Raw genomic sequence first — 25199 nt, 5'->3', positions numbered from 1 at the left:
TTTTCTTCTGGTATATGAAGTGAATCGTTCGAATTCCCACAAATTTTTGATTAATAAACAACAAAATACCACTATTAATTTTGGGATTATGTAGGTTATAATGGAAGTAACAGCCAAGATCCTTCATAATCTTTCGAAAACCCTCAAAAAGGAAGGAGATTGATGATGCTTACATCAGAACACTTGGAAACCCGTCACCTGGAAGCGATCCGAAAAGCGCAGGAATCGATCGATTTGCTAGCAGTAGGGGTATCCAACGATCCTCACCGTCTGGCCTATCACTTTATTTCGCCATCCTGCTGGATAAACGACCCCAACGGAATGATTTATTTTCGTGAGGAATACCACTTGTTCTATCAAATTCATCCTTTTAGTGCTCAAAATGGGTTGAAGCATTGGGGGCATGCAAAAAGCCGAGATCTTGTTCATTGGGAGCATTTGCCTATAGCTCTTGCACCCACCGAAGAGTTCGAACGAAATGGATGTTTCTCAGGCAGTGCGGTTGATAACAATGGAACGATGACGATTATTTATACCGGTAATGTGAATGGCCCGGATAAAGTGCAAGTGCAATGCGTCGCCTCCAGTGAAGACGGTATTTATTTTCGGAAATATGTTGGCAATCCAGTTATCGATAAGTTTCCCGAGGAGGGTTCAAAGGATTTCCGAGATCCAAAGGTATGGATGCATGAGGGTGTCTGGTATATGGCTGTCGGTTCAGGAAAGGATGGGCGTGCAAATGCACTCTTATACAAGTCAGCCGATCTGACGGCTTGGACTTATGTCGGCGTAATGGCCAATGGCCTTGATGGACAAGGGAGAATTTGGAACTGCCCGGATTTCTTCCGGTTGGAGGGAGTGGATGTACTTCTTGCTTCCCCAGCTGTGTCGCCAACAGAGCGGGATATCCGCACCAATATTTACATGATTGGCCAAATGGATTATGAGACGGGAAGATTTACACAAGTTTCAGATGGGGATATAGATCTCGGTCCTGACTTTTATGCACCTCAGACTTTGATTGACGACCTCGGTAGAGTTATCCTGTTCGGTTGGATGGATATGTGGTGGAATCCGATGCCGACACAAGCCTACGGATGGACGGGGGCTATGACCATTCCGCGTGTCGTTACGCTTGACGGGAATGGAAAGCTTGCATTCACGCCAGCGCCAGAGCTTCAGCAACTTCGAAGCAACGAGCTACAATTTGGTGCCTTCCGCTTGTCTCCTGAGCAAACGGATCTGCTCGATGAGGTCAAGGGAGATTGCCTTGAAATAGTTGCGATTATACATATAAATGAAAGCGGTGCCAATCGCTTTGGATTTCGGTTGCGGCGTTCTGCAGACAGCTCACAAGAGACTATTGTTACCTGCTGTCTGACGAACGGTGAACTGATCGTGGATCGAACGAGATCGGGTATTGTAGACGGAGGAATAAGAGTTATTCAGTTGATGCCAGCGGCGAATGGAAAACTGAAGCTGCAAATATTCCTGGATCGTTCCTCTATGGAGCTATTCGCGAATGACGGTCAAACGACGGCTTCCTTCCGTATTTACCCAGATCCGCAAAGCTTAGGAATCAGCGTTTTTGCCGAGGGAGGATGCATCCAGTTCGAATCCTTGGCGATCTGGAAATTAAACGCGATATGGTAGAAGTTGCACCGATCGTGCTGCGCTCCCATAGTCTGGAGGTCACAGTTCAAAAGCCAGGTATCAAATACAACGGTTCGAGATTTGATTGGACCGGTTGGGTCTCTAGCATTACGTTGCATAACCGTCACACTTTTTGTACGGATGAATCGTTGACGCCAGGTGATGGAACGGGTGGTTCTGGACTGTGCAATGAATTTGGCATTTTTCAGCCAATTGGTTACGAGGAAGCGCTTCCAGGAAGGCAGTTCCCGAAGCTGGGTGTCGGTCTCTTGACCCGTCCGGATGAAGCGAGCTATAAATTCTCCCGTCCGTACATGGTTGAACCGTTCTTCATAGAAACAAAGGCAGACGATTCTAAAGTGACGTTCACCGTTCACGCACACCGATGCAATGGATACGCGGCGAAACTCGTTAAAACCTTATCTGTGAAAGATAGCTTGCTTTCCATTGCGTACGAGTTAGTCAATTTGGGTGAAAAAACAATTGTGACGCATGAATACTGCCATAATTTCGTAGCATTAAACGGAAATCCTCTCGGACCAGACTATCGGCTGAAATTGCCAATGACACATACGTTTTCCTGCGAGCCTAGTTCTCCTTTAGATTTCAAAGATGGGGATATAACCTGGGCTTATACGCCGGAACAACCGTTTTACTCACGCTTAAGTGGACCTTTTCTTCCAGGCTTGCAATGGGAATTGACGCATAAGTCCGGTGTGGGGATGCGTGAATCCGTTGATTTTTCCCCTGGATTCATCGCGCTTTGGGGGGACGCTCATGTGATCTCGCCGGAGGTATTTATGGAGATTGCCGCGCTTTCGGGTCAAATGATTCGTTAGGTAAGGCAGTTTGATTTTTTCGAGCACGATATGGAAGGAAGGACGGGCAGATGAGCGGGAAAACAGCACTCGTTACAGGGGGAAGTCGTGGAATCGGTCGCGGCATTGCGCTGGCCATGGCAGCCAGGGGTTATGATCTCGCGATCAGTCATTGGAAGGATGCAGATAACGCTCATCTCACGGCAAGGGAGATTGAAAACCAACTAAACCGCCAATGCGTTGTATTTGAAGGGAACTTAGAGGAGGAGGAGGAACCTCTTAAATTAGCGAAGGAAGCCATTCGAACGCTGGGTCATATCGACGTTCTCGTTAATAATGCCGGTGTTACGATTTTTCAGAATGCGGCCAATATGGAGCTAGAAAAAATCAATCGATTACTCCACCTCGATTTACGTGCTCCATTACTGCTTATGCAGGCGGTGTCCAAACACATGATCGAACAGGGAGTCCGTGGAAGTATACTCAATATCACCTCAACTCGGGGAGAGAGGGCTTATCCGGGAGATGCTGTATACGGCGGTGTCAAGGCGGCGCTGACTCGAGTAACAGCTTCAATTGCACTGGATTTGGCGCCATATGGGATCCGCGTGAACTGCATTGCTCCAGGGGCGATTCAAACAAATGACAATCGAAGTGACTATTATCGCAAGTTCGGTCAGCGAATTCCTCTAGAACGTCCCGGTACACCAGAAGATATAGGAAAGGCCGCTGTATGGCTTACCTCAGAAGAGGCGTCCTATATAACGGGAACGACCATTCGCGTCGATGGCGGACTCATTCTGCCAGGGATGCCAGAAACAGAGGAAGGAATCGGGTGGAGCTAGAGGTGACTTAAACCACTGCAATCAGCTCGAATAAATTTTTCAGAAATGGGAGATACGCCAAACATGTCACAATTACAAATCCGAGATGTACGGACGATTTTGACTGCACCAGATGATGTTAACCTTGTTGTCGTTAAAATAGAAACGAATGAGCCCGGCTTGTACGGTTTGGGCTGTGCAACCTTTACACAGCGTCATTTGGCCGTGGCAACCGCTGTAGATCAATACTTGAAACCATTCCTTATCGGAAAGGATCCACTCCGAATCGAGGACATTTGGCAAACCTCAATGGTCAGTGCCTATTGGCGTAACGGACCGGTGTTGAATAATGCTATTTCAGGCGTGGACATGGCGCTGTGGGATATTAAGGGGAAGCTCGCGAACATGCCCGTGTATGAAATGCTTGGCGGTAAGCTCCGGGAAGCGGCGGTCGTTTACCGGCATACTGACGGTCGGGATGAACAAGAAGTAGAAGAGAATGTATGCAAGTATATCGAACAGGGCTACCGCATCCTACGCTGTCAGATGGGCGGGTATGGCGGGAAAGGCCATAAGTTTCATTCACCGGAGAACGCGCAGCAAGGGTCCTATTTCGATCCAGATACATACACACGAAGTGTGCCGCGGTTGTTTGAGCATTTGCGCAGCAAGCTCGGTAATGAAATTGAGCTGCTGCACGATATTCATGAGCGCCTTGTACCTATCGAAGCGGTACGGTTGGCCAAACAGCTTGAGCCATATCGATTATTTTTCTTAGAAGATGCTCTTCCGCCCGAGCAGCTGGATTGGTTCCGGCAAATCCGCAGTCAATGCGCCACACCGCTCGCTATGGGCGAACTGTTCGTCCATTCAGCGGAATGGATGCCGCTTGTGACAGAAAGATTGATCGATTTCATTCGCTGCCACATCAGTGCCATCGGCGGGCTGACGCCCGCCAAGAAGCTGGCGACGCTATGTGAGGCGTTTGGTATACGAACAGCTTGGCATGGACCGAATGATATCTCTCCGGTGGGTCAGGCCGCCAATATTCATCTTGACTTGAGCAGCCCGAATTTTGGCGTTCAGGAGTGGAGTGAGTTTTCAGACAAAATGCGCGAAGTGTTTCCGGGCTGTCCCGTGGTCCGAAACGGCTATGTATATCTGAATGAGAAGCCTGGTTTGGGCGTCGATCTGGACGAGAGCAAAGCATCGCTTTATCCCTGCCATAATCGTCTGCCAGAGTGGACGCTTTCTCGCATTCCCGACGGTTCTCCAGTGCGACCATAACACTCAAGTCCTTCGAGTAGGAGTTTAAACCGACATGGCGATTCCGATTTTGTTCAATCGCATACCCCCAGATAAACGTCTGGACAGAGAGGCATCGATCACTTTAGTACTTCAGTCGCTATTCACCTTCGGTTCATCACTGTCCAGCATTTTTCTGAACCTGTATCTGTGGCGGTTGACGGAAAGTTTATGGATTAACGGGATTTACAACATTGTTTCCAATGCTTTCATTGCCGTATGCTTCGTAATCGGGGGTAAATTGGCAAAGAAATTTGACCGTATGGTCGTGTACCGAATCGGAATCACACTCATTGCTTTGTTTTACCTTTGTATCCTGCTGGCGAAGGAGCATGTAGCCGAATATTATATACTTTTCGCCGTATTCTCCGGGATTGGCAGCGGGTTTTATTGGATAGGTTACTGGACACTGCTATACGATGTTTCGAACGATAGGAACCGCATGCGGTTCTTGGGTCTCAGCTCAGCGTTCTCGACTTCTGCTGCGATGTCCGGGCCGCTATTATCGGGGGTGATCTTCAACGCGGTAGGAGGCTTGCGCGGTTACACGATCGTATTTGGTATCGCCTTTGTTGTGTTTTTATTAACAGCTGTCTTGAGTCTGCTGGTGCCGAAAGCTCCAAGCCACCGCAAAGCTTATTATCTCGGGCATATGGGGCTGCTGCTGCGTAAAAACAAAACATGGCGTAAAGCGATGTATGGCAATTTAATCACAGGAATTATGCAGGGTGTCTTTTTATTTCTGCCGCAGATCCTATTGATAACAGTCTTTCAAAAAGAGTCTTTCGTCAGTTATTTTGGAGCTTTCCTCTCAATGCTGACTATTTTAATCAATATATTATTCGCCAAACTGGCAAGGGAACGTCACGAGCGAAAATATTTACTTTGGTCCGTCATTGGCTATATGATCGCGGCTTCTCTTCTGTTGTTTAAACTGTCGCCAGTTATTGTAATCAGCTTTATAATCCTGCAAACGCTGTTCGGACCTCTGAAGTCAAACGCATTTGATTCCTATTTTTATCGGTTAATTGGCACCTTACCTCTGAAGGGCAAGCTGCGAATAGAGTCGATGGTCGTCCGTGAAATTTGCTGGGATGCAGGTAGGATTGCGACGGTTTTTCTATTGATTTCTCTTTCAAGCAATTTGAATGCCCCATGGTTGCCTTGGGTCGTCATTGGATCATGTGCATCGCAATTCTTATTATTCTTTCTGATGGATGAATTGGAACAATCTACGAAGAGAAGATGAAATCTCGACCATTGTTCAGAAATCTCATAAAGACGCTATTGGCGCACGACGTCAAGAGCGCCCTGACAATTTAGCAGGACGCTCTTGTTTTACATGGACTACAGACTTCTCTCTAACAAGGCTCCAACTTGTTTGGCCATTGTTTGAGGTGGGGATGGCATTCCATTTCTAATCCACCATTCTATGACACCTACATAAGCGATCCCAGTATACTGCAGTATAACGTCTTCGCTTAAATCCGTATTTCTTCCGCTTTCTTTGTCAATCTCACCTTTGAATCCTATCGTAATAAAATCAAAAAGCCGCGTTCTAAAAGAAGGGGCCCCTTGACTCGCTAACATGGTCGAAAAGAATAAATGATTTTTCTCAAAATATTCGAAAAAAGGTAAAAGTGCATTGCTCCAATCCAGTCTGCAAGCCCATTCACCCATCTCCCTTAATTCGTTAATGTGTGCTTCTATGAGTTTGTCCAATAGATCATATTTGTCCTGATAATGAAGATAAATGGTACCACGGTTTATGTTTGCCCGGTCAGCAATATCCTGAATTGTAATGTCATCGAAATTTTTTTCACTCATCAGCTCAATGACAGCCTTTTTCATAGCTTCTTGTGTTTTTAGAATTCTCCGATCCACTTTTGCCATTGTAAATATCCACCAAGCTTTCATAAATAGTTAACATTTTCGATTATTGTGTTGAGAAATCAACAAATTACGTTTCTTTAACCATTGAAAATCTAAATCGCACTTATATAATAATAGACGTAAGTTGAATAATCAAATCATATTGGTTAAAGATAAGGTGTTTGTTTCAAAATTATGTAATAAAAATTTGGGAGGGATTTAAGAGTGATGGACGTAAAAACTTGGTTTATTACTGGTGCCGGTCGTGGTTTAGGTGTGGATATTGCAAAGGCAGCCTTGTCTACCGGCTCAAATGGAAGTGGTACGCTCCAAAAGAGGATCGCTATTAAATGCTATATCGATTTTTGTTTACCATTCCATTAAACGATATGATGGATGAAATTATTATTAAATTGGAAGTGGGGGGACTTCAATGTCGCACAATAAACAAGTGGCTCTTGTTACAGGCGCGAATCGAGGAATTGGATATGAGCTTGTCAAACAATTGGCTTTGAATGGTTTTAAGGCCATTTTGGCGAGTCGGGATCTAGAGAAGGGGCACGCATCTGCCCAAAACCTTAAGCAGTCAGGATTGGATGTATCATTTGTGCGGATGGATGTCGATGATCAAGAAAGCATCCGTCAAGCGGCACTTAACGTAAATGAGACATTCGGAAGATTGGACGTTTTGATTAATAATGCCGGCGTGTATCTGGATGAGAATGAAAAATTATTGAAAACGAATCCTGCCATTCTGGAAAAAACGATGTCAACGAATTTCTTCGGCGCCTACCATGTCATCCGTTCCTTTATGCCGCTCATGGAAAAGAGGGGCTATGGGAGAATCATTAATATCTCATCGGAATATGGAATGATGAACGAGATGTCGGAGCGAGGAGTGGGCACCTACAAGTTGTCCAAACTTGCTCTTAATGGATTGACTCGACTGGTAGCTGCGGAAATCCAAGGTGATATCAAAATCAACGCAGTCTGTCCGGGATGGGTAAGAACGGATATGGGTGGTCCAGCAGCCCCTAGAACACCCAAGCAAGCAGCAGAGTCTATCCTTTGGTTAGCGACGATTGGACCCGAGGGACCCCAAGGAGGATTCTTCAGAGATGGACAAACAATCGATTGGTAATGAAATTACGGACGGGCGCTCCAACAAATCTTTTAAGGAAACAACTGCCAAAATAAGGGGCCCCTTATCTTGCTACCATCGTCGAAAAGAATAATTAGGCTGAAAGTATTCCAAAGAGTGTACTGTCGACTGACACAATCCTTTTCAGTTGCCGACCCACGGAATATCCCCATTGCCCTTTCAGAAAAGTCTTGAATGGTTATGTCATCAAAACTCTTTTTAGACATTAGTTTGATCAGAGCTTTTTATGGCTTCTTGGCTTTTAATTATTCTTCTGTCTACTTTTGGCATCTTTTGTCACCAGAGCCCCTTTAAAAATAATAAACAATTTATATTAATTTGTTTAATAAACGACGAATTACGCTCTTTTAACTATTGATAGCATCTTGAATTGATTTATAATTATAGACAGGTGTTGATTAATTTTGATGTGTTTATTTTAATCATAAACTACAGGAGGTTATATATGATTACTGCTCATGCACGCGCTACATTCAGTCCGGAAGGTCCGTTCAAACTAACCACGATCGAGCGCAGGGACCTACAGCCGCATGATGTCCTCATTGAAATAAAGTACGCTGGTATTTGCCACTCCGACATTCACACTGCTCGTGGCGAGTGGGGACCGGTTAACTATCCTCTCGTTCCAGGTCACGAGATCGCCGGAATTGTCAACCAGGTTGGTTCGGAAGTCACCAAGTATGCAGTTGGCGATCGAGTAGGAGTAGGCTGTATGGTTGACTCCTGCAGAGAGTGTGATAATTGCAATAAGGGAGAGGAGCAGTACTGCCTCAATGGAATGACGGGCACCTATGGTGCTATTGATCGGTATGGGCAATATACGCAAGGTGGTTATTCCACCCACATCGTCGTAACCGAGGATTTCGTGGTTCGAATTCCTGACGGTATTGAGCTTGATGCGGCCGCACCACTCTTGTGTGCCGGTATCACAACGTACTCGCCGCTGCGCCATTGGGGAGTGGCCCCTGGCAAGAAGGTAGCGGTTGTCGGACTAGGCGGGCTTGGACACATGGCGGTGAAGATCGCTCATGCCATGGGGGCGGAGGTAACGGTATTATCACAGTCTCTAAAGAAGAAAGAAGACGGTTTGCGGCTTGGCGCGGACCAATATTATGCCACAAGCGATCCGGAGACGTTTAAGAAGCTGGCTGGTTCGTTTGACCTCATCGTGAACACCGTGAGCGCGAAGATCGATATCAGTGCCTACCTTTCGCTGCTGGCGTTGGACGGTACAATGGTCAACGTCGGTGCGCCGTCGGTGCCGTTGTCCGTTAACGTATTCTCCCTTATCGGTCATCGTCGCTCATTTGCTGGGTCGATGATCGGTGGAATTCGCGAAACGCAGGAAATGCTTGATTTCTGCGCTGAACACCACATCGCTCCTGAGATCGAAGTTATTTCCGCCAAGCAAATTGATGAAGCCTGGGAGCGCGTGCTAGCTTCAGATGTCCGGTATCGATTTGTAATCGACATCAGCACAATGGGAAATGAATAAATATTAATCCTAGTAAAATTGAAGGGGCACGCCTACATCGGTGTGCCTCTTTACCAGCTGCAGGACAACTGATCACCGTATTCGCGATCGCTAGTGCGATCGGTTCGCCCATTTTCACTTATTAATGCTTTCTCTCGCAATAGTGGTATTCGGCAGACTTTTGACAATTACCTTACCAGGCTTCGGATTTCTCATCGTTTCTCGTATTGTACTTGCTATAGGAGGCGGCGTTTTTGTTATCGGCGCGAAGACCGTCGCGGCGAAACTGGCGGCGCCAGGTAGGCAAGCTGCAAATCAAAGCGCATGTGCGGGGAAGCCTGAATATGTGTAATGACAAGGATACGTAGGTATAGAAGAGATGACTATTCGTCCCACAGCTCAATTGGTTACTAATAAAAACAAAAGAAAGTAGGGAGTAAAAATGAAAAACGAACACTTAAGCAATAGCACCATCTTTCCGTTGGGTCAAAAAGTAGGACAATACTTTATAGGTGACGCCTACTTACAAATGGTGTTTACCGACCCAACCCCACTCAATACCGCTATCGGGAATGTAACCTTTGCTCCAGGTGCCCGTAATAACTGGCACTCTCATCATGCGGGGCAAGTGTTGTTAGTAACTGCCGGTGAGGGTTGGTATCAAGTAGAAGGAAAACGAGCCCAATTACTTAAAACAGGTGACGTGGTAAATATACCACCAAACCAAAAACATTGGCATGGAGCAACGAAAGATAGCTGGTTTGTACATTTAGCTCTTACACCAGGACAAACAGATTGGTTAGAACCCGTAACGGATGAAGAATATAACAATCTCTAGTAAATGAAAAATAAAGTACAGAAACGGCAGACGTATTAAAAGAACTATGCAATTTGATTTTGATACGTAAGTTTATTAATTATTGAAAAATCTCAAAGAATATAGACCGATAAGAATCCACATAAACTGCGGATTTTTTATTTCTCGAGACAATCACTTGTCATAACCTAGAAAACTGATTAGATGTACCAATTAAGATGGAAATTTTCTTAAATGAAAATCACCTATATGGGAACGGGTTTAAACAAAAATGTATAGATATTAAAACCCGCCAATAGAAATTCTGCAAAAGCAGTAATAATTCAAAATGACAAAATGATAACGGCTTTATCATCCATGAAATCCACAAGGGCAGCTGAAGCTTGATCTTCTGAACATTCAAACAGCGGTAAGCCTTTCTTCTTAAAAGCTAAAAAAACATCGAAATAATATTTCGATGTTTTTTTATAATTTGCTAACCCAGAAAAGCGATAGAACGTTTTACTTTCTTTGCAAATTCAATAGGATTATCAATGGACTCCCAGTGAATATACATAAGACGCGGGTTCTCGAACAGCCAGTGATTATGGACTGCTGTTACTTTAATCCCGTTATTACGAAGATTTGAGAGCAATCGATTTACTTGGTTTTGGAAGAGAGCCGTTTCCCCCAAACAGAGTGCGCGCCCCGACTTGTCCAGTGATTCAAACGAAAACAGTTGATAACGGACTAAAGGAGATGTTGTACGTCTTCCTAAAATAGTTGCGTTTACTCTCCTATTTCTAGTAACAAAACAAACTGGACCTTTTGTAATTTCATGCTCGGTTCCACCTAAAATGGTTGAAAATTGATCACATAGTCTTCTAAAGGCAGGACTTACTTTTACTTGCTCCGCCATATGAAATCATCCTTTCATAATAAGATACGAACAAAACTAAACGGCAATTAACCCAAGAATGCAATGGACTCTTTGGTTCTTTTCGCAAATACGACAGGATTCATGATGGCTTCCCAGTGCATATACATTAATCGAGGATTTTCTTTTAACCAGTGGTTATGAATCGCAGTCACTTTTATCCCGCGTTTACGGAGGTTCGTTATTAAACGATTAACCTGATCTTGATGAACGGCAGTCTCACCCAAGCATAGCGCACGACCCGAGCTATCTAGCGATTCAAACGAGAACATTTGCATTTGAACCAGAGGGGAGCGCGTTCTTCTTCCTAAGATTGTTTCTTTTAAATTCGTCATTCGTGTCACAAAACAAACCGGACCTGCTTCAATTTCCGATTCGCCTCCTAAGATTTTGCCAAATTGCATACAAAGCTTTCTAAATTGCGGACTTACTTTCAGTAGTTGTGCCATATAAATCCTCCTTTAATCATGTTCAACATAGTGTATGATCATAGTAGAATAGAGAATTGGACCAATTACTATTATTTCAAAAATGTTTACAAATTCCATAGACTATTAAAAACACGAAAAAAAAGCACTCTGATCATAGAGTGCCTTTATGAAAACTGAACTAAGAGATTTTAGTTATTCTTCTTCACTATTTTCGAATCTTTCTCGAATCTTCCTCCGTTGTTTCCTTTTATCTATCCATATGACTTGTTTAGCGATCGTATATCCGATTAGATATGCTGCCGCTGAAGTATTTCCATCCACAGTAAATGGGATGATTGAAGCATCTGAAACAATTAAATCTTTTACCCCGTGAACGTTTCCCCGCCGATCAACGACCCCTCCATTTTTTAATGGGGCCATTCGAAGCGAGCTTTGTTGGTGATGATTGTGCTCAAAATTTTCTTTAATAAATTGCTCCAGTTCAGCGTCATTATCAATCGTTTCAGCAGTTGGAGAAATGAGCCGATATATTGGATCTATGGACATTAGCTCAGCAGCTATATTCTTTACATAGATCTTATAAATGTTTTTTACGGCTTCTAAATCATTCGGATTATCTAGAAATCCTTCATCTGCCAGCACAATTTTAAGCGGGTCTTTGTTTTGGATTCTGATGGAACCGCGACTATTCGGCCGCAAGTAAATCAAACCTAACGTTAACGTATCGCCTTCAGAACCTATACCCAAAATTTGAACCGCTCGACGTTTTCTATCCATTTCTAAAGGGTCAGGCAGGAAAGCCCCGCCGGTATAAAGGGCATTTGGATCATTTGAAGGTAAAGGTCTGTCACTAGGATTCGATTGAAATACAGCAAAGTTAAGTGTGTGGTTTCTTAAGCTTTTCCCCACGTTTGGATTATTAAAGATGCAGCGAATACCAGCTTTTTTAAGTATTTTTGCAGATCCTATTCCTGATAGCATTAAAAGCTGAGCGCTGTTAATACCTGCTGCAATAATGACTTTTTTCCTTGCGTGTGCGATAATGCGCTTACCATTTTTTAGAAATTCCACTCCACAGGCACGTTTATTATTAAAAATCACCCGTAAAGCGGTAGAATCAGAAAATAATCTTAATTTACGACCATTTACTCCCCGACCATTCAACGTTAAGACATCCGAAGACAAAAATGCAGTGGAGGAACTTTCCCTTCTGCCATTCGGATTCTGATATAACTGCCATCGAGTAAAGGGGCCAATTGTGGTTTTCGGGTTATTATAATCGAGAATTTCAGGGAGGCCGGTAGCTCGCTCGATTGCAGTAACTAATTTTTTTGCCATGGATGTCGGATTTACAGGAGCCTGACGAATGTCAATGGGCCCACGATACCCGCGTGCAGAGGCATTATTTGTTTTCCCATTATATTTTTCTAGTCTTTTGAATCGCAGAACCGCTCGATTAGGAGACCAGAGAGGACCAAGCAGCTTTTCCCATTCTTTTAATACCTCGCCTGTTGGGCGCACGTACTGTTCTCCGTTAATCGATGAACCGCCGCCCAAGAGACGTCCTGTTGTCCATTCAAACGTTTGATCGTCCAGCCCCGCTTGCGGGACACCTTCTCCTTGCCAAAAATACTGAGGGAAGAACTGTTCTTCCAGCTCAGAAGCCATTGTCGAGTCGCTAATCGGTTTGTCTTTATCGTTGTTTCCGCCCGCTTCTAAAACAAGGACGGATGTTCTTTTATCATCGGATAGGGTTTTCGCGATTACCGCTCCTGCGGGTCCTGTACCCACAATAATGTAATCAAAAGTTAATTTTTTTTCCATCAAAACTCTCCTTTAAATAATGAGCTAATGTAGGATATTAGGCTTAGTTGTCTCATGTGTCGAAAAAATAACTTGCCCTGTACCATCCTAATTACATTCGGAGGTAATAAGTATGGCAATGCCAACCCATATTGTAGCTGTAGGCGGTATCGTAGAAAATGAACGAGAGCAAGTCCTTTTAGTGAAGACACAACATGGTGGTTGGGTATTTCCTGGTGGGCAGGTGGAAGTAGGTGAAAACCTAATGGATGCTTTAATTAGAGAAATAAAAGAGGAGAGTGGCATAGACGTGTTTGTTTCTTACTTGATTGGAGTTTATTCAAATACAGGAATTCATAAATGGCATGACGGTGTAACTGATGTTCCAACCAAAGTTATGTTAGATTTTATGTGCATGCCTGTGGGTGGAGAATTGTGTACTTCTGAGGAAACATGTGAAAGTCGCTGGTTTGAAAAAGATAAAGTGCTCGATATAGTCATAGCACCAGCTATACGTACTCGCTATCAAGCTTATTTGGATTTTGGCGGTAACTCATGTTATATGGAGTATGTAACGAAACCTAACTTTGAAGTAAAGCTGAAACGAACTGTATAAAATATTTTAACAAGCCGTTCAACTAACGAGGAACACTTGCTGAATAAAGACTTAATACTAAAATTAAGCAGCAACAAAGCATAAAATAACGTCAAGAAATCAAGGGGGTGTGATGATGAATACAAGGCGACAATGTGTGGTCTTCTGTTTAATAATCTTTTTACTAGTTTCTTGCAATAAAAATGATGGGCGAAATGTCGTCTCCGATTTTCCAAAGGTATCAAAGCCATACCATTCAGAACAAGCAGTTAAGAATGGAGATGTTGTAAACATCCATGGGACATATTTTAATATCGAAAAATGGAAAACATTCTTGGGAAATCTAGAGAGTAATCAGCCCTCTAAGGTCCGAATTACTCAGTACACCGTCGAAGGAGATCCAATCTTTTACGAGTTAACATATGATGGGAATTTAGTTCACTACACATTCGATAACTCAATGGATGCATTTGGTTCAGATTTGCGCAGACCAAGTACAATTTGCAAAAGTATAGAAAAAAAGAAGTCAGAACAAGGTATGGAGGGTTTTATTTTAAAGGGATGCGACATTTCAAAAACTGGTGATACCTTTTGGTTCGTAGATCAAAAATAGTGCCGGATTGAGGGACGCGGCCATGAATTATGGACGAAGACCAAGGAAAGACCCACTGCTCGAAAAGAGGCCATCGCTCGCACTGGTAGACGATCAGCAATTGGAGCAATATGGTATAATGGGCTTGAATCGGGAGACAAAGGAGGAGGAATAAGTGATGAAGCTTATCGACTTAAGCGTTCCGATTAGTCCGCACATCCGCGAGCCTCTACCGGCGAAGATCGAGTATGCGAACCATGAGGCCGGGGCACTGCAAGCTGCGGCGGCACTCGGGCTTAAGCAGGACGATTTTCCGGAAAGCAAGGCGTGGGCGACGGAAACGGTAACCCTGAATACGCATGCGGGTACTCATATCGACGCGCCATGGCACTACTGGCCGACTTCGGAAGGGAAGCAGGCAAGAACGATTGACGAACTGCCGCTCGAATGGTTTTATTCCGATGGTGTAGTGCTCGATTTCAGTACGAAGCTGCCGGGTTACGAGATTACGACGGACGATCTGATAGCCGAGCTGAAACGGATCGAGTATACGTTGAAACCGTACGATATCGTTCTCATCCGGAGCGATGCGGACAAACGTTTGTACCATGAACATTATGCGTTCCTTCACGCCGGGGTATCTGCCGAAGCTACGCTATGGCTTCTGGATCAAGGCATCAAGGTAGTCGGTACTGACGGCTGGGGCTGGGATATCCCGCTCAACCTGCAAGCTGAAGAGTACAAAAAGCAGCCGAGGGAAGGCGTCCTGTGGGCAGCGCATTATGTCGGCAAGGACCGGGAATATTGCCAGATTGAGAAACTGTCCAATTTAGAAAAAATTCCGAAGCCGTTCGGCTTCAAAGTATGTTGCTTTCCGATCAAAGTGGAAAAGGCGAGTGCAGGCTGGGCACGTCCGGTCGCAATCGTGGAGGAATGAGGCAGAAAAAAACTATAGCTCAAATCAGAAACGAGGCTGCCGCGCAAATGGCAGCCTCCATTACGTTAACTGGCAGGATTACTTGAGTAACTCTGAAGTGAGGAAGAGCTCTGGGTTACTTGGTTATATGTATTTTGGTGGAGATGTAGATGTACTGGGAGAGGATGAACCGGTTAAACCAAGAATCCAGAGTAAGGATATCCGCATGAGTATTAATAAGCTTACACTTAAAACGTAGGACATTGGTCAAATGACTAGCTATATCGATATCCTAGGAAATTCATCGCGTTTAAACTAAGTCAATAAATTATTCTATAAACTCATTGCATTGAACTCTAGAATGCGATATATTGCATATACATGCAATATTAAAGAGGAGATTGCTTATGCCAGTACCTCACAATTTTTCTCCACCAACTCGAGTATCAGCTAAAGAACGAGCATTAACTCAAATCCAAAGATGGATCATTGAGGGTACGCTCGTGCCGGGCGAGAAATTAATTGATGCTGAACTAGCGGAATCTTTGGCTGTTAGTAGAACTCCAATCAGGGAGGCTTTTCAGCTTTTGGAAATGCAAGGACTTGTCTCGATGTTTCCTGGTAAAGAAACGAGAGTAACGAGCATAGAAAAAGAAGATATTCTTAAGATGTACCCAACGCTCGCTGCGCTCTACTCTTTGGCTGCTGAATATGCAGCAAAACTCATTTCACTGGAACAGATCGAGGTCTTGAAAGAAATAAATAAGCAATTCGCCCAAGCCATCCAGAGTGGACAGACTTACCAAGCTATGGAACTTGATGAGCAGTTTCATAATTTAATTGTAGATGTATCGGATAATTCGTATATCGCATCATTTAGTACTTCACTGCAAATTCATATAAGAAGGTTTAAATATGTTTTTCTTAAGCAGCCAGTCACAGGAACACTTACCTCTGTGGAAGAGCACGCATCTATCATATTAGCTTTGGAGCAGAAAGACACTGAAACAGCTTCAGCACATATGAAACAAAACTTAATTAGACCTATGCATGAACTGTATACCCTAATCTAATAGTGAAAGGATGAATGAGTATGTCTGGTCATAAAGATTTAAGAATTCGGAGTAAAGTTATAAGTGAGGGAGTTAATCGCGTCCCTAATCGCGCTATGCTGAGGGCTGTCGGTTTTAAAGACGAGGATTTCAAGAAGCCGATGATTGGCGTGGCGAGTACGTGGAGTGAAGTAACCCCATGCAACATGCATATTGATTCCTTAGCGCTTGCAGCGAAAAAGGGAATTCAGCTTCATGGCGGCGCTCCTCTGATTTTTAACACCATTACAGTTTCAGATGGAATTTCGATGGGGCATGACGGGATGTTGTACTCATTACCAAGCCGTGAAGCTATAGCAGACTCCATTGAGATTGTTACGAACGCAGAGCGTTTCGATGCGCTTGTTGCTGTAGGCGGATGCGATAAAAATACACCAGCGTGTTTAATGGCTATCGGCCGACTTAATTTGCCTGCGGTATATGTATATGGCGGAACAATTCAGCCTGGGAAGTTAGACGGTAAAGACGTAGATATTGTCAGTGCTTTTGAAGCAGTAGGGCTGTATCATGATGGAAAAATAAGTGATGAGGAGCTTCACAAGGTAGAGTGCAACGCTTGCCCTGGGGCCGGAGCTTGCGGAGGAATGTATACAGCTAACACAATGGCATCTGCTGCAGAAGCATTAGGCATGAGTCTTCCTGGTTCATCCTCAACCTCAGCGATATCACCTCAAAAAGCATTGGAATGCGAAGAAGCAGGTGAGCGAGTACTCGAACTACTTGAGAAGGAAATTTATCCGCGCGATATAATGACAAAGAAAGCATTTGAGAATGCGATTACACTTGTAATGGCATTGGGGGGCTCTACCAATGCCTTCCTGCACCTAATTGCGATTGCACACTCTGTCCAAGTAGAGTTAACCTATGATGATTTCGAACGCATTCGTGTAAAAGTGCCGCACATTGCAGATCTTAAGCCGAGCGGAAAGTATGTTATGCAGGATCTAAGTGATATTGGTGGGGTTCCCGGCGTGATGAAGCTTCTTCTTGAGCAAGGTCTTCTCCATGGTGATTGTATGACGATTACCGGTAAAACTTTAGCAGAAAATTTGGCAGCATCAAAACCGTTGCTTGAAAATCAAGACATTATTCGCCCGTTTAATAATCCCTTAAAGACGAGTGGGCCGTTAGTCGTTCTTAAGGGCAATCTGGCTCCAGAAGGCGCAATTGCCAAAATGTCGGGGATGAAAAAGTCTCGTTTCACTGGTCCTGCACGCGTATATGATAGCGAGGCAGCGGCTACTGAGGCAATATTACAAAACCAGATCCGCAAAGGAGATGTGTTAGTTATAAGGTATTGCGGACCGAAGGGCGGACCAGGCATGCCAGAAATGCTTTCAGTTACCGCTTTAATCGTCGGGAAAGGGTTTGGTGGAGAAGTTGCTCTCATAACTGATGGTAGATTTTCAGGTGGCTCACATGGTTTTGTAGTTGGTCATGTTGCACCGGAAGCACAAGTAGGTGGACCAATAGCTCTTCTGCAAGAGGGTGACATCATTACCATTGATAGTGAAACGCAAGAAATTTGCTTTGAAATTTCGCAAGTAGAGTTAGCGAAACGAAAGAATGAATGGGTTCAACCACAATTGAAATTTACTACAGGTGTTCTTAGTAAATACGCGAGATTAGTTTCATCTGCTTCCAAAGGGGCCGTTACAGATTTATTTTAGTAGGTTGTAAACTCAGTTATGACAAGTCAATGATTGAGAAGGGTCATTACAAACGAAAAACGATAGTTCAATAAAACAGCGGTAGTCTAAGCTTTTATTTTCTCGTCCAAGGCTACCGCTGTTTGGTATGTTGGGTCAGTCCGAGATTTTTTAGTCAAACTTACATTACTTTAAACTTCTGAATTATTCTCTCCATTTTTTCCGCTTCTTTACTAAGTGAATCTGACAGTGAAGATACTTCTTTTACCAAATTAGTCTGTATGATTGTTTTATCATTCACTATTTTCACCCCATTTAGCGATTCTTGAGATACATGTGCCATCTCAGATACGGAGGCTGAAATTTCTTCGGAGCCAGCAGCCATTTGTTCTGAAACGGCTGACAACTCCTGGATTTGGACAGAAATACCTTTTGCGGAATGTAGGATTTTTTGAAAGGAGTCTCTTGCGTATAGGACTTTTTGATTTCCAAGCACCACTTCTTCAGATACTCTATGCATAGCTTTTACAGTTTCCGTAGAATCGCTTCTAATTTGTTTTAATAAATCTGATATCTCCGATGCCGAAGAAGCTGATCCTTCAGCTAACTTTCTAATTTCCGATGCGACAACTGAAAAACCCTTTCCATGCTCGCCCGCCCGAGCAGCTTCAATTGAAGCATTTAAGGATAGCAAGTTGGTTTGATTGGCTATCTCCATAATAGCTCCAACGATTTTTTCAATATGTGATGACCGTTCACTAAGCTTGGTGACAATGTTTAGGGAAGATTTAAGGGAATCATCTATCGAATGCATTTGCTGCTGTGCTTGTTCCATATGTCCAAAACTTTCTATAGCTTCACTTTCAGTGTCTCCCGCAGATTCAGATAGCTCATTAGCAGATTCTGCTATTCTCTGTACACCTTTGGCCATTTCTTCTATTGCTCGCGCTCCGTCTAATGTATTTTGTACGGAAGTTGTTGCTCCTTGTTGGATTCCTTCTATACTTCTGGCAATTTCCACTGTTGAAGTTGTGGTTTCTTGGGTATTTAAAGTTAATTTTTCTGAGGATTGAAACACATGCTTTGAAGCTTGGGATATATCTAGAACCATGGCCAACAAACTATCCAGCATAGCGTTTAATGAGGAAGCGATTTCTCCGATTTCGTCCTTAGAAGTTACGGATAGCCTTGTCGTAAGATCTCCACCCTGACTTGCTAATTCCGCTATTTTTTCATTCACCGTTTTTAAAGGTTTAAGCCTAACAATGATGAAATAAAGCATAGCGAAGAATGTTATGAATGTGATGATTAACAATGTAACTGCGAGGTTCAACATACTGCTTGCCTGTTGTCTTGCTTGAATTACTTCTTTTTCAGCCCTTGCATTCATTTTTGTCTGAAATTCATCAATCGGATCCCTAATGATCTTTTTGTTATCATCATAATTTTTGTCAAACATTAGCTTCCTGGCTCTATCGAAGTCTTTACTCGCAACTGCTTTCATGGCTTCATCTTCTGTTTTTATTAATGCATCTGAGTTTTGCTTTGCTTTTTCTATGAGATCCAATTCTACCTCTGGAGCATTTAATTCCTTTAATTTCATGACAACATGATCTCGTGTCTTAGTCTCATTAACTTCTTTCCAATAATTATTAAAATACTCTTTTTCCCCGAATTGCACGTATCTTCTGGCTTCATTCGTCAAATAATCTGAAGCATTAGCCAGATCTATACCCAGTTGTTTAAATTCTGATTGTCTCTGCAAGGACAGCCGTTCTTGTTTAATGTCTTTTTGCAGTAAGTACACACTAATGCCATTTAAGCCAGACAGCAATAGAAAAATAACACACATCAGCTTTAAGATCATTGAAATTCTCATCATTGAAATTCTCATTGTCACAACCCCTTTTGACTGTTATTCATTCATAATTCGACGCGAATCGACATGTATTCCTTTTATTTTCGCGCTCTTTCGATAAAAGGAAATGCTAAGATCCACAACATTTCTCTCGCTATCCAGCCAATCCAGCTTTCCGCATTCAAGATTCTGTTTCTTGCAAATCCAGTATAATATACTTATAAAGTATGGTAGAAGACAAGATATGCATATGGAATGAAACTCTTATGTATTAAACAAGAGGAGAGTGCTTATGTATTCTTTATTGATCGTTGACGATGAAAGATGGGTTCGTCAAGGTTTACGTTCAACCATTGATTGGGAAGCAGAAGGTATCGAAGTGCTTGGTGAAGCGGAGGATGGAGAAGAGGCTTTAAAATTAATTCAAACCAGGACACCGGATATTATCATCACGGATATCAAAATGCCCCGAATGGACGGTCTTGTTTTAATTGAAACGATCAAGAATCGCAATCTGCCGTCGAAGATTATTATTATTAGTGGATACAGTGATTTTAGTTCCGCCCAGAAGGCCTTGAGATACGGGGCGTCTGACTACGTACTTAAACCAATTGAAGAAACGCAGATGCTGGACGTTGTGCGTAAATGTATCACACAAATCAAGCGCGAGAATGAAGATCATCGTCAATATGTTCAGATGTCAGAACGTATTCGAGAAAGCTTACCTTTGGCCCGACAGAGGTATCTTGAAACGCTGTTAATGAATGAAAGCGCTTCGAATCATTATTTGAGGACTCTTTGGGATCGGCTTAACATCCATTTGGATCCCAATCGGCTGAAAGTGATATGTGTAAAAGTATATGATTGGGGGCCGCATTCAAATAATCCGAAGGAGCACTATTTGCTTCGTTATGCCATAGGTAATATAGCTAAAGGAATTGGAAATGCAGCGGGAAAATCGATAACGTGCCCTTTGGATCATCATGAAGATACGGATCTCGTTATATTACAGACCCCATTCTATGAGGGGGACGACGGAAGCAAACAAGGTATGGAATCCTTCGTTGAAGCTTGCCGAAGGCACTTGGGGATCGGGATCAATATTGGGATAAGCAAATTGAGCGAAAGCGTAAACCTTCATGCATCTTTCCAAGAGGCTGTTCACGCTGGCGCTTACGCATTTTATGACGGTTACGGGAAGGTTTACGAAGCAGAGCGATTGGAGCAGCTTCAATCTTTGCAGGTTCAGGTATATACAGGGCCTAACGGTTGGGATAATCGGTTCGTGCATGTGGTGAAATTGGGCGATGATGCGGCGCTTAGTGAATTGATTGATGAGCTGATTGCACATTTGCAAACGTGTCGACAGAAATATCCACCTCATCAGTTGCGAGACGGATTGGCAGCTCTGCTTAATGAAATTGAAAAAAAGCTGGAGTCAAGTCACCCCTCAGAGCAAACCTCAAGCAGAAATAGACTGTTCATTCCTTACTGTACTTTGTCGGAAATGAAAGACGAACTGTTGATGGTTGTCCGCCAATACCAACAAGCCCACAACGCCTACGGAAATCGAAAAAAGTCCATCGAACAGGCAATCAAGTATTTGGAAGTGCATTGTACGGAAGCGATTACCATGAACCAGGTTGCCAGACATCTATTTTTGAATCCGTCTTATTTCAGTAAAATATTCCATGAGAAAACAGGTGAAACTTTCAGCAAATATTTAATTCGCCTCAGGATGGAAAAGGCCAAGAACCTTCTTAAAGTTTCGACGCTTAAAATATACGAGGTCGCTGAACAGGTAGGTTACCAGGATTTCCGGCATTTTGCCAAGCTGTTTAAGGACCAGGAGGGGATGACCCCTGCCCAGTACAGGGATTTGGGCGTACTGTAACCTGACCGAGGGGGAGCCGGTTTGAATCTTCATGCACATTTAAAATGGCGTTCAGTAGGCTACAAATTGTTTATTATATTTTTTGTCAGCATGTCAATTTCCATTATGATCATGGGTTATCTGTCCTATCATAAAGCCAATGTCATTATTAGTTCCAAAGTATCGCAGGTTGCTTTGCAAACCGTGCAGCAGGCTAACAGACGTCTCGAATTGTTATTGAACGAGTATGCTAACCGGTCTCTAATCGTTTTCAGTAATAGGGAAATCCAGAAAGGCATTCTCGGAGAATATCGCGAAAGCTACGATCAAAGCTACAACAATCAGCAAATCGCCAAGTTTTTGTCCAACTTGGTTAACGTGAAAAACGACACTCTGAATATTTATATTATGGGTGAAGGCAGCGCTTCCTATCGGTTGTCAAGCAATGGCTTTGCGGAGCTTCCAATGGTTAGTAAAGATGATCAAGCTCAAGAATGGTACAAGCAAATTATAGCTGCGGACGGTCAGGTGGTATGGTACGGAATTCGTCCGACTTTTATAAAACAAAATAACAACGAAGATAATAAACCGGTTTTTGTGCTCGGTAGGGCGCTCAAAAATTTCGACCATATAAATCAGAACATAGGTGTACTCATCATGGAGTTTGATCCTGAATCGATGCAGCTTTTTATGTCCGAGGTCGATTTTCAAGCGCAAGGCACTACGTTTATCGTCGATCAAAACAACACGGTTGTAGCCGATTCGAACGCTTCCCGTCTCATGCAGCCTTCCGGGCTGAATCTTCCATCCGAACAAAGTGGTTTTTTAACCGACGTGGTGGATGGCAAAGAAATGATGGTGGTCTTCGATAAATCGAAGACCACCGATTGGAAGTTTGTCGGAATGGCACCGATCCAAAACCTGGTCAGCGATTCGAGAGAAATCGGTTACTATACCGTCTATCTTGTCATTGGATTTAGCGTTGTGGCCATCGGGCTTGCCCTAGTGTTTGCCAAGTATATGCACAAACCTGTCAGGGTGCTGTTCTGGTCCATGCGCAGAGCGAGAGAAGGAGACTTCGACGTACAAATTACGGATGTGCGAAACGACGAATTTGGCATGTTATTTCACAGTTTTAATACGATGGTCACGAGGATCAAAAATTTAATCGATGAAGTGTACATTCAGAAGCTATTAAAAAAAGAAACCCAATTGAAGATGATGGCATCTCAAATTAACGCTCATTTTTTGTACAATACACTGGATTCGATTCACTGGATTTCCCGCATTTATAAAGTTGATGAGATCAGTACGATGATCTTCGGTTTGTCCAAATATCTCCGGATCAGTTTAAGTGAGGGAAACGATTTTGTTACCGTAAAGGAAAGCGCCGAATTGCTGGAAAGTTATTTGTCCATACAAAAGGTGAGGTATCAGGACAAATTCATGGTCAATATGAAGATGGATCCGACGATTATGCACTACCGGGTATTGAAATTCGTCTTTCAGCCGCTGGTGGAGAACGCGATTTATCACGGTTTGGAAAATAAACGGGGGAGCGGCCGGTTGGACATAAGTTGGAGAATGGAAGAACAAATTCTTTATTTCGAAGTTGAGGACGACGGCATCGGGATTGAATCCGAAAAATTGGCGGAGCTGACGGAAGTGTTGGAAATCGACGAGGTAGTAGGGGAACAAAATTTTGCGCTGAGAAATATTAATACACAAATCAAATTAGCCTACGGTAAGGAGTACGGGCTCTTCATAGAAAGCACTCTTGGTGTCGGTACTAAAGTCACGTTGGTCATTCCACTTAGATAACGAAATTAAACACCTCTCTTTGGTTAGATGGTTGCTTGTCATTTCCTATTACCAAATAAGAGAGGTGTTTTTTGCTGTTATCAGATAAACACACAAAAATAACACACTAAAAACAAAAATCCCCTCGTTTCGGGAGACGAATGAAAACGGATACAATAAGGATGTGCTCGGAAAGAGTATAAGAAAAGAGGAGGTTAAAATATGAACAATGAAAAGATACGGATAGGCTGGCAAAGCAAAAAGCTTGTTGTACTACCTCTGGCGGCAACACTTGCGATGGCTTTAACGGCAGTCGGCTGCAGTTCGACTAACACCGCAACCAGCAGCACTAACAGCAAAGGAACTGATGCCAAAAGTACGGATAACAACAGTTCTAAAGGTTCTACCAATTCGGGCGGGCCCGTTACGATCGATTTCTGGTTTCCGTGGGGCGGAGACTACCAAAAAGATTTCAAAGCTAATGTTGTCGACGTATTCGAGAAGCAGCATCCTGACATAAAAGTGAAAATGACATTCGTGGAAACGACTGGTCAGACACAGGCCTCCGATAAATTGCTTACAGCCATCGCAGGCGGCAATCCTCCTGACGTTGCTTTGTTCGACCGATTCTTGATCGGTTCCTGGGCGGCGAAAGGCTCCCTGACGGATTTGACGGCCTATGTGAAGAACAGCGGCATTTCTACGGATGATTATTATAAAGGGCTTTGGGCCGAAACCGTCTATAAAGACAAGGTATACGCATTGCCATGGGGTACCGACAATCGTGGTATGTTTTACAACAAGACGTTGATGAAAGAAGCGGGACTTGATCCGAACAAGCCGCCACAGACCATTCAAGAATTGGATCAAATGGCCGAGAAAATTTTCAAAAAAGGAAGCAATAACAAATATTCTCAAATAGGATTCATTCCATGGATGAACCAGGGATTTCTCTATACGCAGGCTTGGAACTGGGGAGGCAAATGGGAGGATGGCAATCATAATTTGACTCCCAACGATCCGCAGAATGTGAAGGCACTTGCTTGGATGGCCGGTTACGCCAAGAAGTATGATATTGGCAACTTGACTAGCTTCTCTGACGCCATGGGACAAACGGGGATGAATCCATTCTGGACGGGAAAAGTTGGCTTCGAGTTCGACGGCAACTGGATCCTGAACGATTTGGCGAAGTACAAGCTTAACTTCGATTGGGGCGTAGCTCCGATGCCGGCGGCTGATGGTAATAAATCGGTGACATGGGCGGGCGGTTGGTCGTATGTCGTTCCGAAGGGCTCGAAGCATGAGAAAGAAGCTTGGGAATTTGTTAAATTCGTAGCTCATAAGGAAGGTACATTGCTCTGGGCGAAACGACCGAATGCCGGTAATGATATAACGGCTTTGCCGGCTGTTAACGAACAATTGAAACTTGCCGATAATGCAAATCTGAAAGTTTTCTTGGATCTAATGCCGACAGCTTTCACCAGACCGGTTTCACCGGCAGGTGCCTTTCTTTGGAACGAAACGATGCGCGTACAAGATTTGGCGATTCATGGTAAAGGGGACGCACAAGCGCTTCTCGATGAAGTGAAAAAGAATGTAGATGCGGAATTGGCTAAGCAGAACTGATTCCTATAACAAGTATTAAAGTAAAAATAAAGAGGGTTAGGGTGGATAGCTTTGCCCTCCCTCTTTTACTACATCTTCAAAAGACCTCGATAGAGGTTTATCT

At 43.5% G+C, this 25199-nt stretch carries 23 protein-coding genes; 18 read left to right on the top strand and 5 right to left on the bottom strand.

Annotated features, from left to right (window positions below):
- Positions 1 to 162 precede the first annotated feature (162 nt).
- The 5 genes from ASD40_RS04510 to ASD40_RS04490 all read left to right on the top strand — a co-directional run bounded on the left by ASD40_RS04510 (position 163) and on the right by ASD40_RS04490 (position 5849).
- Positions 163 to 1653 (top strand): glycoside hydrolase family 32 protein, encoded by a 1491-nt coding sequence (locus ASD40_RS04510; RefSeq protein WP_082562061.1) that lies wholly within the window; start codon positions 163 to 165, stop codon positions 1651 to 1653.
- The gene (locus ASD40_RS04505; protein ID WP_082588134.1) at positions 1602 to 2492 is read left to right on the top strand and encodes a hypothetical protein; all 891 of its coding nucleotides are present in this window, start codon (positions 1602 to 1604) and stop codon (positions 2490 to 2492) included. Before ASD40_RS04510 ends, ASD40_RS04505 begins: the two co-directional genes overlap by 52 nt.
- Positions 2493 to 2542: 50 nt before the next feature.
- Positions 2543 to 3316 carry an SDR family NAD(P)-dependent oxidoreductase gene (locus tag ASD40_RS04500; protein WP_057302142.1) on the top strand — a complete coding sequence of 258 codons (774 nt, stop codon included), beginning with the start codon at positions 2543 to 2545 and terminating at the stop codon, positions 3314 to 3316.
- Positions 3317 to 3379: 63 nt separating this feature from the next.
- A complete protein-coding gene (locus ASD40_RS04495) occupies positions 3380 to 4582 on the top strand; it encodes an enolase C-terminal domain-like protein (protein WP_057302141.1) in 1203 nt (400 codons plus the stop codon).
- 34 nt (positions 4583 to 4616) lie between these two features.
- The gene (locus ASD40_RS04490; protein WP_057302140.1) at positions 4617 to 5849 is read left to right on the top strand and encodes an MFS transporter; all 1233 of its coding nucleotides are present in this window, start codon (positions 4617 to 4619) and stop codon (positions 5847 to 5849) included.
- Between the two features lie 98 nt (positions 5850 to 5947).
- Here ASD40_RS04490 and ASD40_RS04485 read toward each other — a convergent pair whose 3' ends face one another.
- On the bottom strand, positions 5948 to 6493 hold the full coding sequence (locus ASD40_RS04485; RefSeq protein WP_057302139.1) for a TetR/AcrR family transcriptional regulator: 546 nt from the start codon (positions 6491 to 6493) through the stop codon (positions 5948 to 5950).
- 204 nt (positions 6494 to 6697) lie between these two features.
- Between ASD40_RS04485 and ASD40_RS38445 the strand changes: the two genes are divergently transcribed.
- The 5 genes from ASD40_RS38445 to ASD40_RS04470 all read left to right on the top strand — a co-directional run bounded on the left by ASD40_RS38445 (position 6698) and on the right by ASD40_RS04470 (position 9946).
- Positions 6698 to 6856 carry a hypothetical protein gene (locus ASD40_RS38445; RefSeq protein ID WP_235549165.1) on the top strand — a complete coding sequence of 53 codons (159 nt, stop codon included), beginning with the start codon at positions 6698 to 6700 and terminating at the stop codon, positions 6854 to 6856.
- A gap of 49 nt (positions 6857 to 6905) precedes the next feature.
- On the top strand, positions 6906 to 7613 hold the full coding sequence (locus tag ASD40_RS04480) for an SDR family oxidoreductase (protein WP_057302138.1): 708 nt from the start codon (positions 6906 to 6908) through the stop codon (positions 7611 to 7613).
- A 466-nt stretch (positions 7614 to 8079) separates the two neighbouring features.
- On the top strand, positions 8080 to 9129 hold the full coding sequence (locus tag ASD40_RS04475) for an NAD(P)-dependent alcohol dehydrogenase (protein WP_057302137.1): 1050 nt from the start codon (positions 8080 to 8082) through the stop codon (positions 9127 to 9129).
- Between the two features lie 160 nt (positions 9130 to 9289).
- A complete protein-coding gene (locus ASD40_RS38135) occupies positions 9290 to 9460 on the top strand; it encodes a hypothetical protein (protein WP_200957353.1) in 171 nt (56 codons plus the stop codon).
- 90 nt (positions 9461 to 9550) lie between these two features.
- The gene (locus ASD40_RS04470; protein ID WP_057302136.1) at positions 9551 to 9946 is read left to right on the top strand and encodes a cupin domain-containing protein; all 396 of its coding nucleotides are present in this window, start codon (positions 9551 to 9553) and stop codon (positions 9944 to 9946) included.
- A gap of 454 nt (positions 9947 to 10400) precedes the next feature.
- Here the strand turns inward: ASD40_RS04470 and ASD40_RS04465 are convergent, their stop codons facing one another.
- The 3 genes from ASD40_RS04465 to ASD40_RS04455 form a co-directional block, all read right to left on the bottom strand.
- Positions 10401 to 10823: a DUF1259 domain-containing protein gene (locus ASD40_RS04465; protein WP_057302135.1), complete on the bottom strand. Its 423-nt coding sequence runs from the start codon at positions 10821 to 10823 to the stop codon at positions 10401 to 10403.
- A gap of 47 nt (positions 10824 to 10870) precedes the next feature.
- Positions 10871 to 11290, bottom strand: a complete 420-nt coding sequence (locus tag ASD40_RS04460) for a DUF1259 domain-containing protein (protein ID WP_057302134.1) — start codon at positions 11288 to 11290, stop codon at positions 10871 to 10873.
- A gap of 174 nt (positions 11291 to 11464) precedes the next feature.
- Entirely contained in the window at positions 11465 to 13096 is a 1632-nt protein-coding gene (locus ASD40_RS04455) for a GMC family oxidoreductase (protein WP_057302133.1), read from the bottom strand.
- A 112-nt stretch (positions 13097 to 13208) separates the two neighbouring features.
- On the opposite strand from ASD40_RS04455, the gene ASD40_RS04450 reads away from it, so the two are divergent.
- From ASD40_RS04450 to ilvD, 5 genes are all read left to right on the top strand, one after another.
- A complete protein-coding gene (locus tag ASD40_RS04450; protein ID WP_057302132.1) occupies positions 13209 to 13691 on the top strand; it encodes an NUDIX hydrolase in 483 nt (160 codons plus the stop codon).
- Positions 13692 to 13803: 112 nt separating this feature from the next.
- The gene (locus ASD40_RS04445) at positions 13804 to 14283 is read left to right on the top strand and encodes a DUF4362 domain-containing protein (protein WP_082562060.1); all 480 of its coding nucleotides are present in this window, start codon (positions 13804 to 13806) and stop codon (positions 14281 to 14283) included.
- Positions 14284 to 14440: 157 nt separating this feature from the next.
- Entirely contained in the window at positions 14441 to 15199 is a 759-nt protein-coding gene (locus ASD40_RS04440; protein ID WP_057302296.1) for a cyclase family protein, read from the top strand.
- Between the two features lie 386 nt (positions 15200 to 15585).
- On the top strand, positions 15586 to 16251 hold the full coding sequence (locus tag ASD40_RS04435) for a GntR family transcriptional regulator (protein ID WP_057302130.1): 666 nt from the start codon (positions 15586 to 15588) through the stop codon (positions 16249 to 16251).
- Positions 16252 to 16271: 20 nt separating this feature from the next.
- Positions 16272 to 17960 carry a dihydroxy-acid dehydratase gene (gene ilvD, locus ASD40_RS04430; protein ID WP_057302129.1) on the top strand — a complete coding sequence of 563 codons (1689 nt, stop codon included), beginning with the start codon at positions 16272 to 16274 and terminating at the stop codon, positions 17958 to 17960.
- 160 nt (positions 17961 to 18120) lie between these two features.
- Here the strand turns inward: ilvD and ASD40_RS04425 are convergent, their stop codons facing one another.
- A complete protein-coding gene (locus ASD40_RS04425; RefSeq protein ID WP_057302128.1) occupies positions 18121 to 19833 on the bottom strand; it encodes a methyl-accepting chemotaxis protein in 1713 nt (570 codons plus the stop codon).
- A gap of 256 nt (positions 19834 to 20089) precedes the next feature.
- On the opposite strand from ASD40_RS04425, the gene ASD40_RS04420 reads away from it, so the two are divergent.
- The 3 genes from ASD40_RS04420 (at position 20090) to ASD40_RS04410 (ending at position 25096) form a co-directional block, all read left to right on the top strand.
- Entirely contained in the window at positions 20090 to 21691 is a 1602-nt protein-coding gene (locus ASD40_RS04420; protein ID WP_057302127.1) for a response regulator, read from the top strand.
- A 21-nt stretch (positions 21692 to 21712) separates the two neighbouring features.
- Complete coding sequence (locus tag ASD40_RS04415; protein WP_057302126.1) at positions 21713 to 23491, top strand: cache domain-containing sensor histidine kinase; 1779 nt, start codon at positions 21713 to 21715, stop codon at positions 23489 to 23491.
- Positions 23492 to 23692: 201 nt separating this feature from the next.
- Positions 23693 to 25096, top strand: coding sequence for an ABC transporter substrate-binding protein (locus ASD40_RS04410; protein ID WP_057302125.1), 1404 nt, complete (start codon positions 23693 to 23695; stop codon positions 25094 to 25096).
- Positions 25097 to 25199: the final 103 nt, after the last annotated feature.

The sequence above is a fragment of the Paenibacillus sp. Root444D2 genome (assembly GCF_001426375.1).
Classification (GTDB): Bacteria; Bacillota; Bacilli; order Paenibacillales; family NBRC-103111; genus Paenibacillus_E.
Note: the sequence above shows the minus strand (reverse complement) of the source record. Positions and strands in the feature narration are given on the sequence as shown.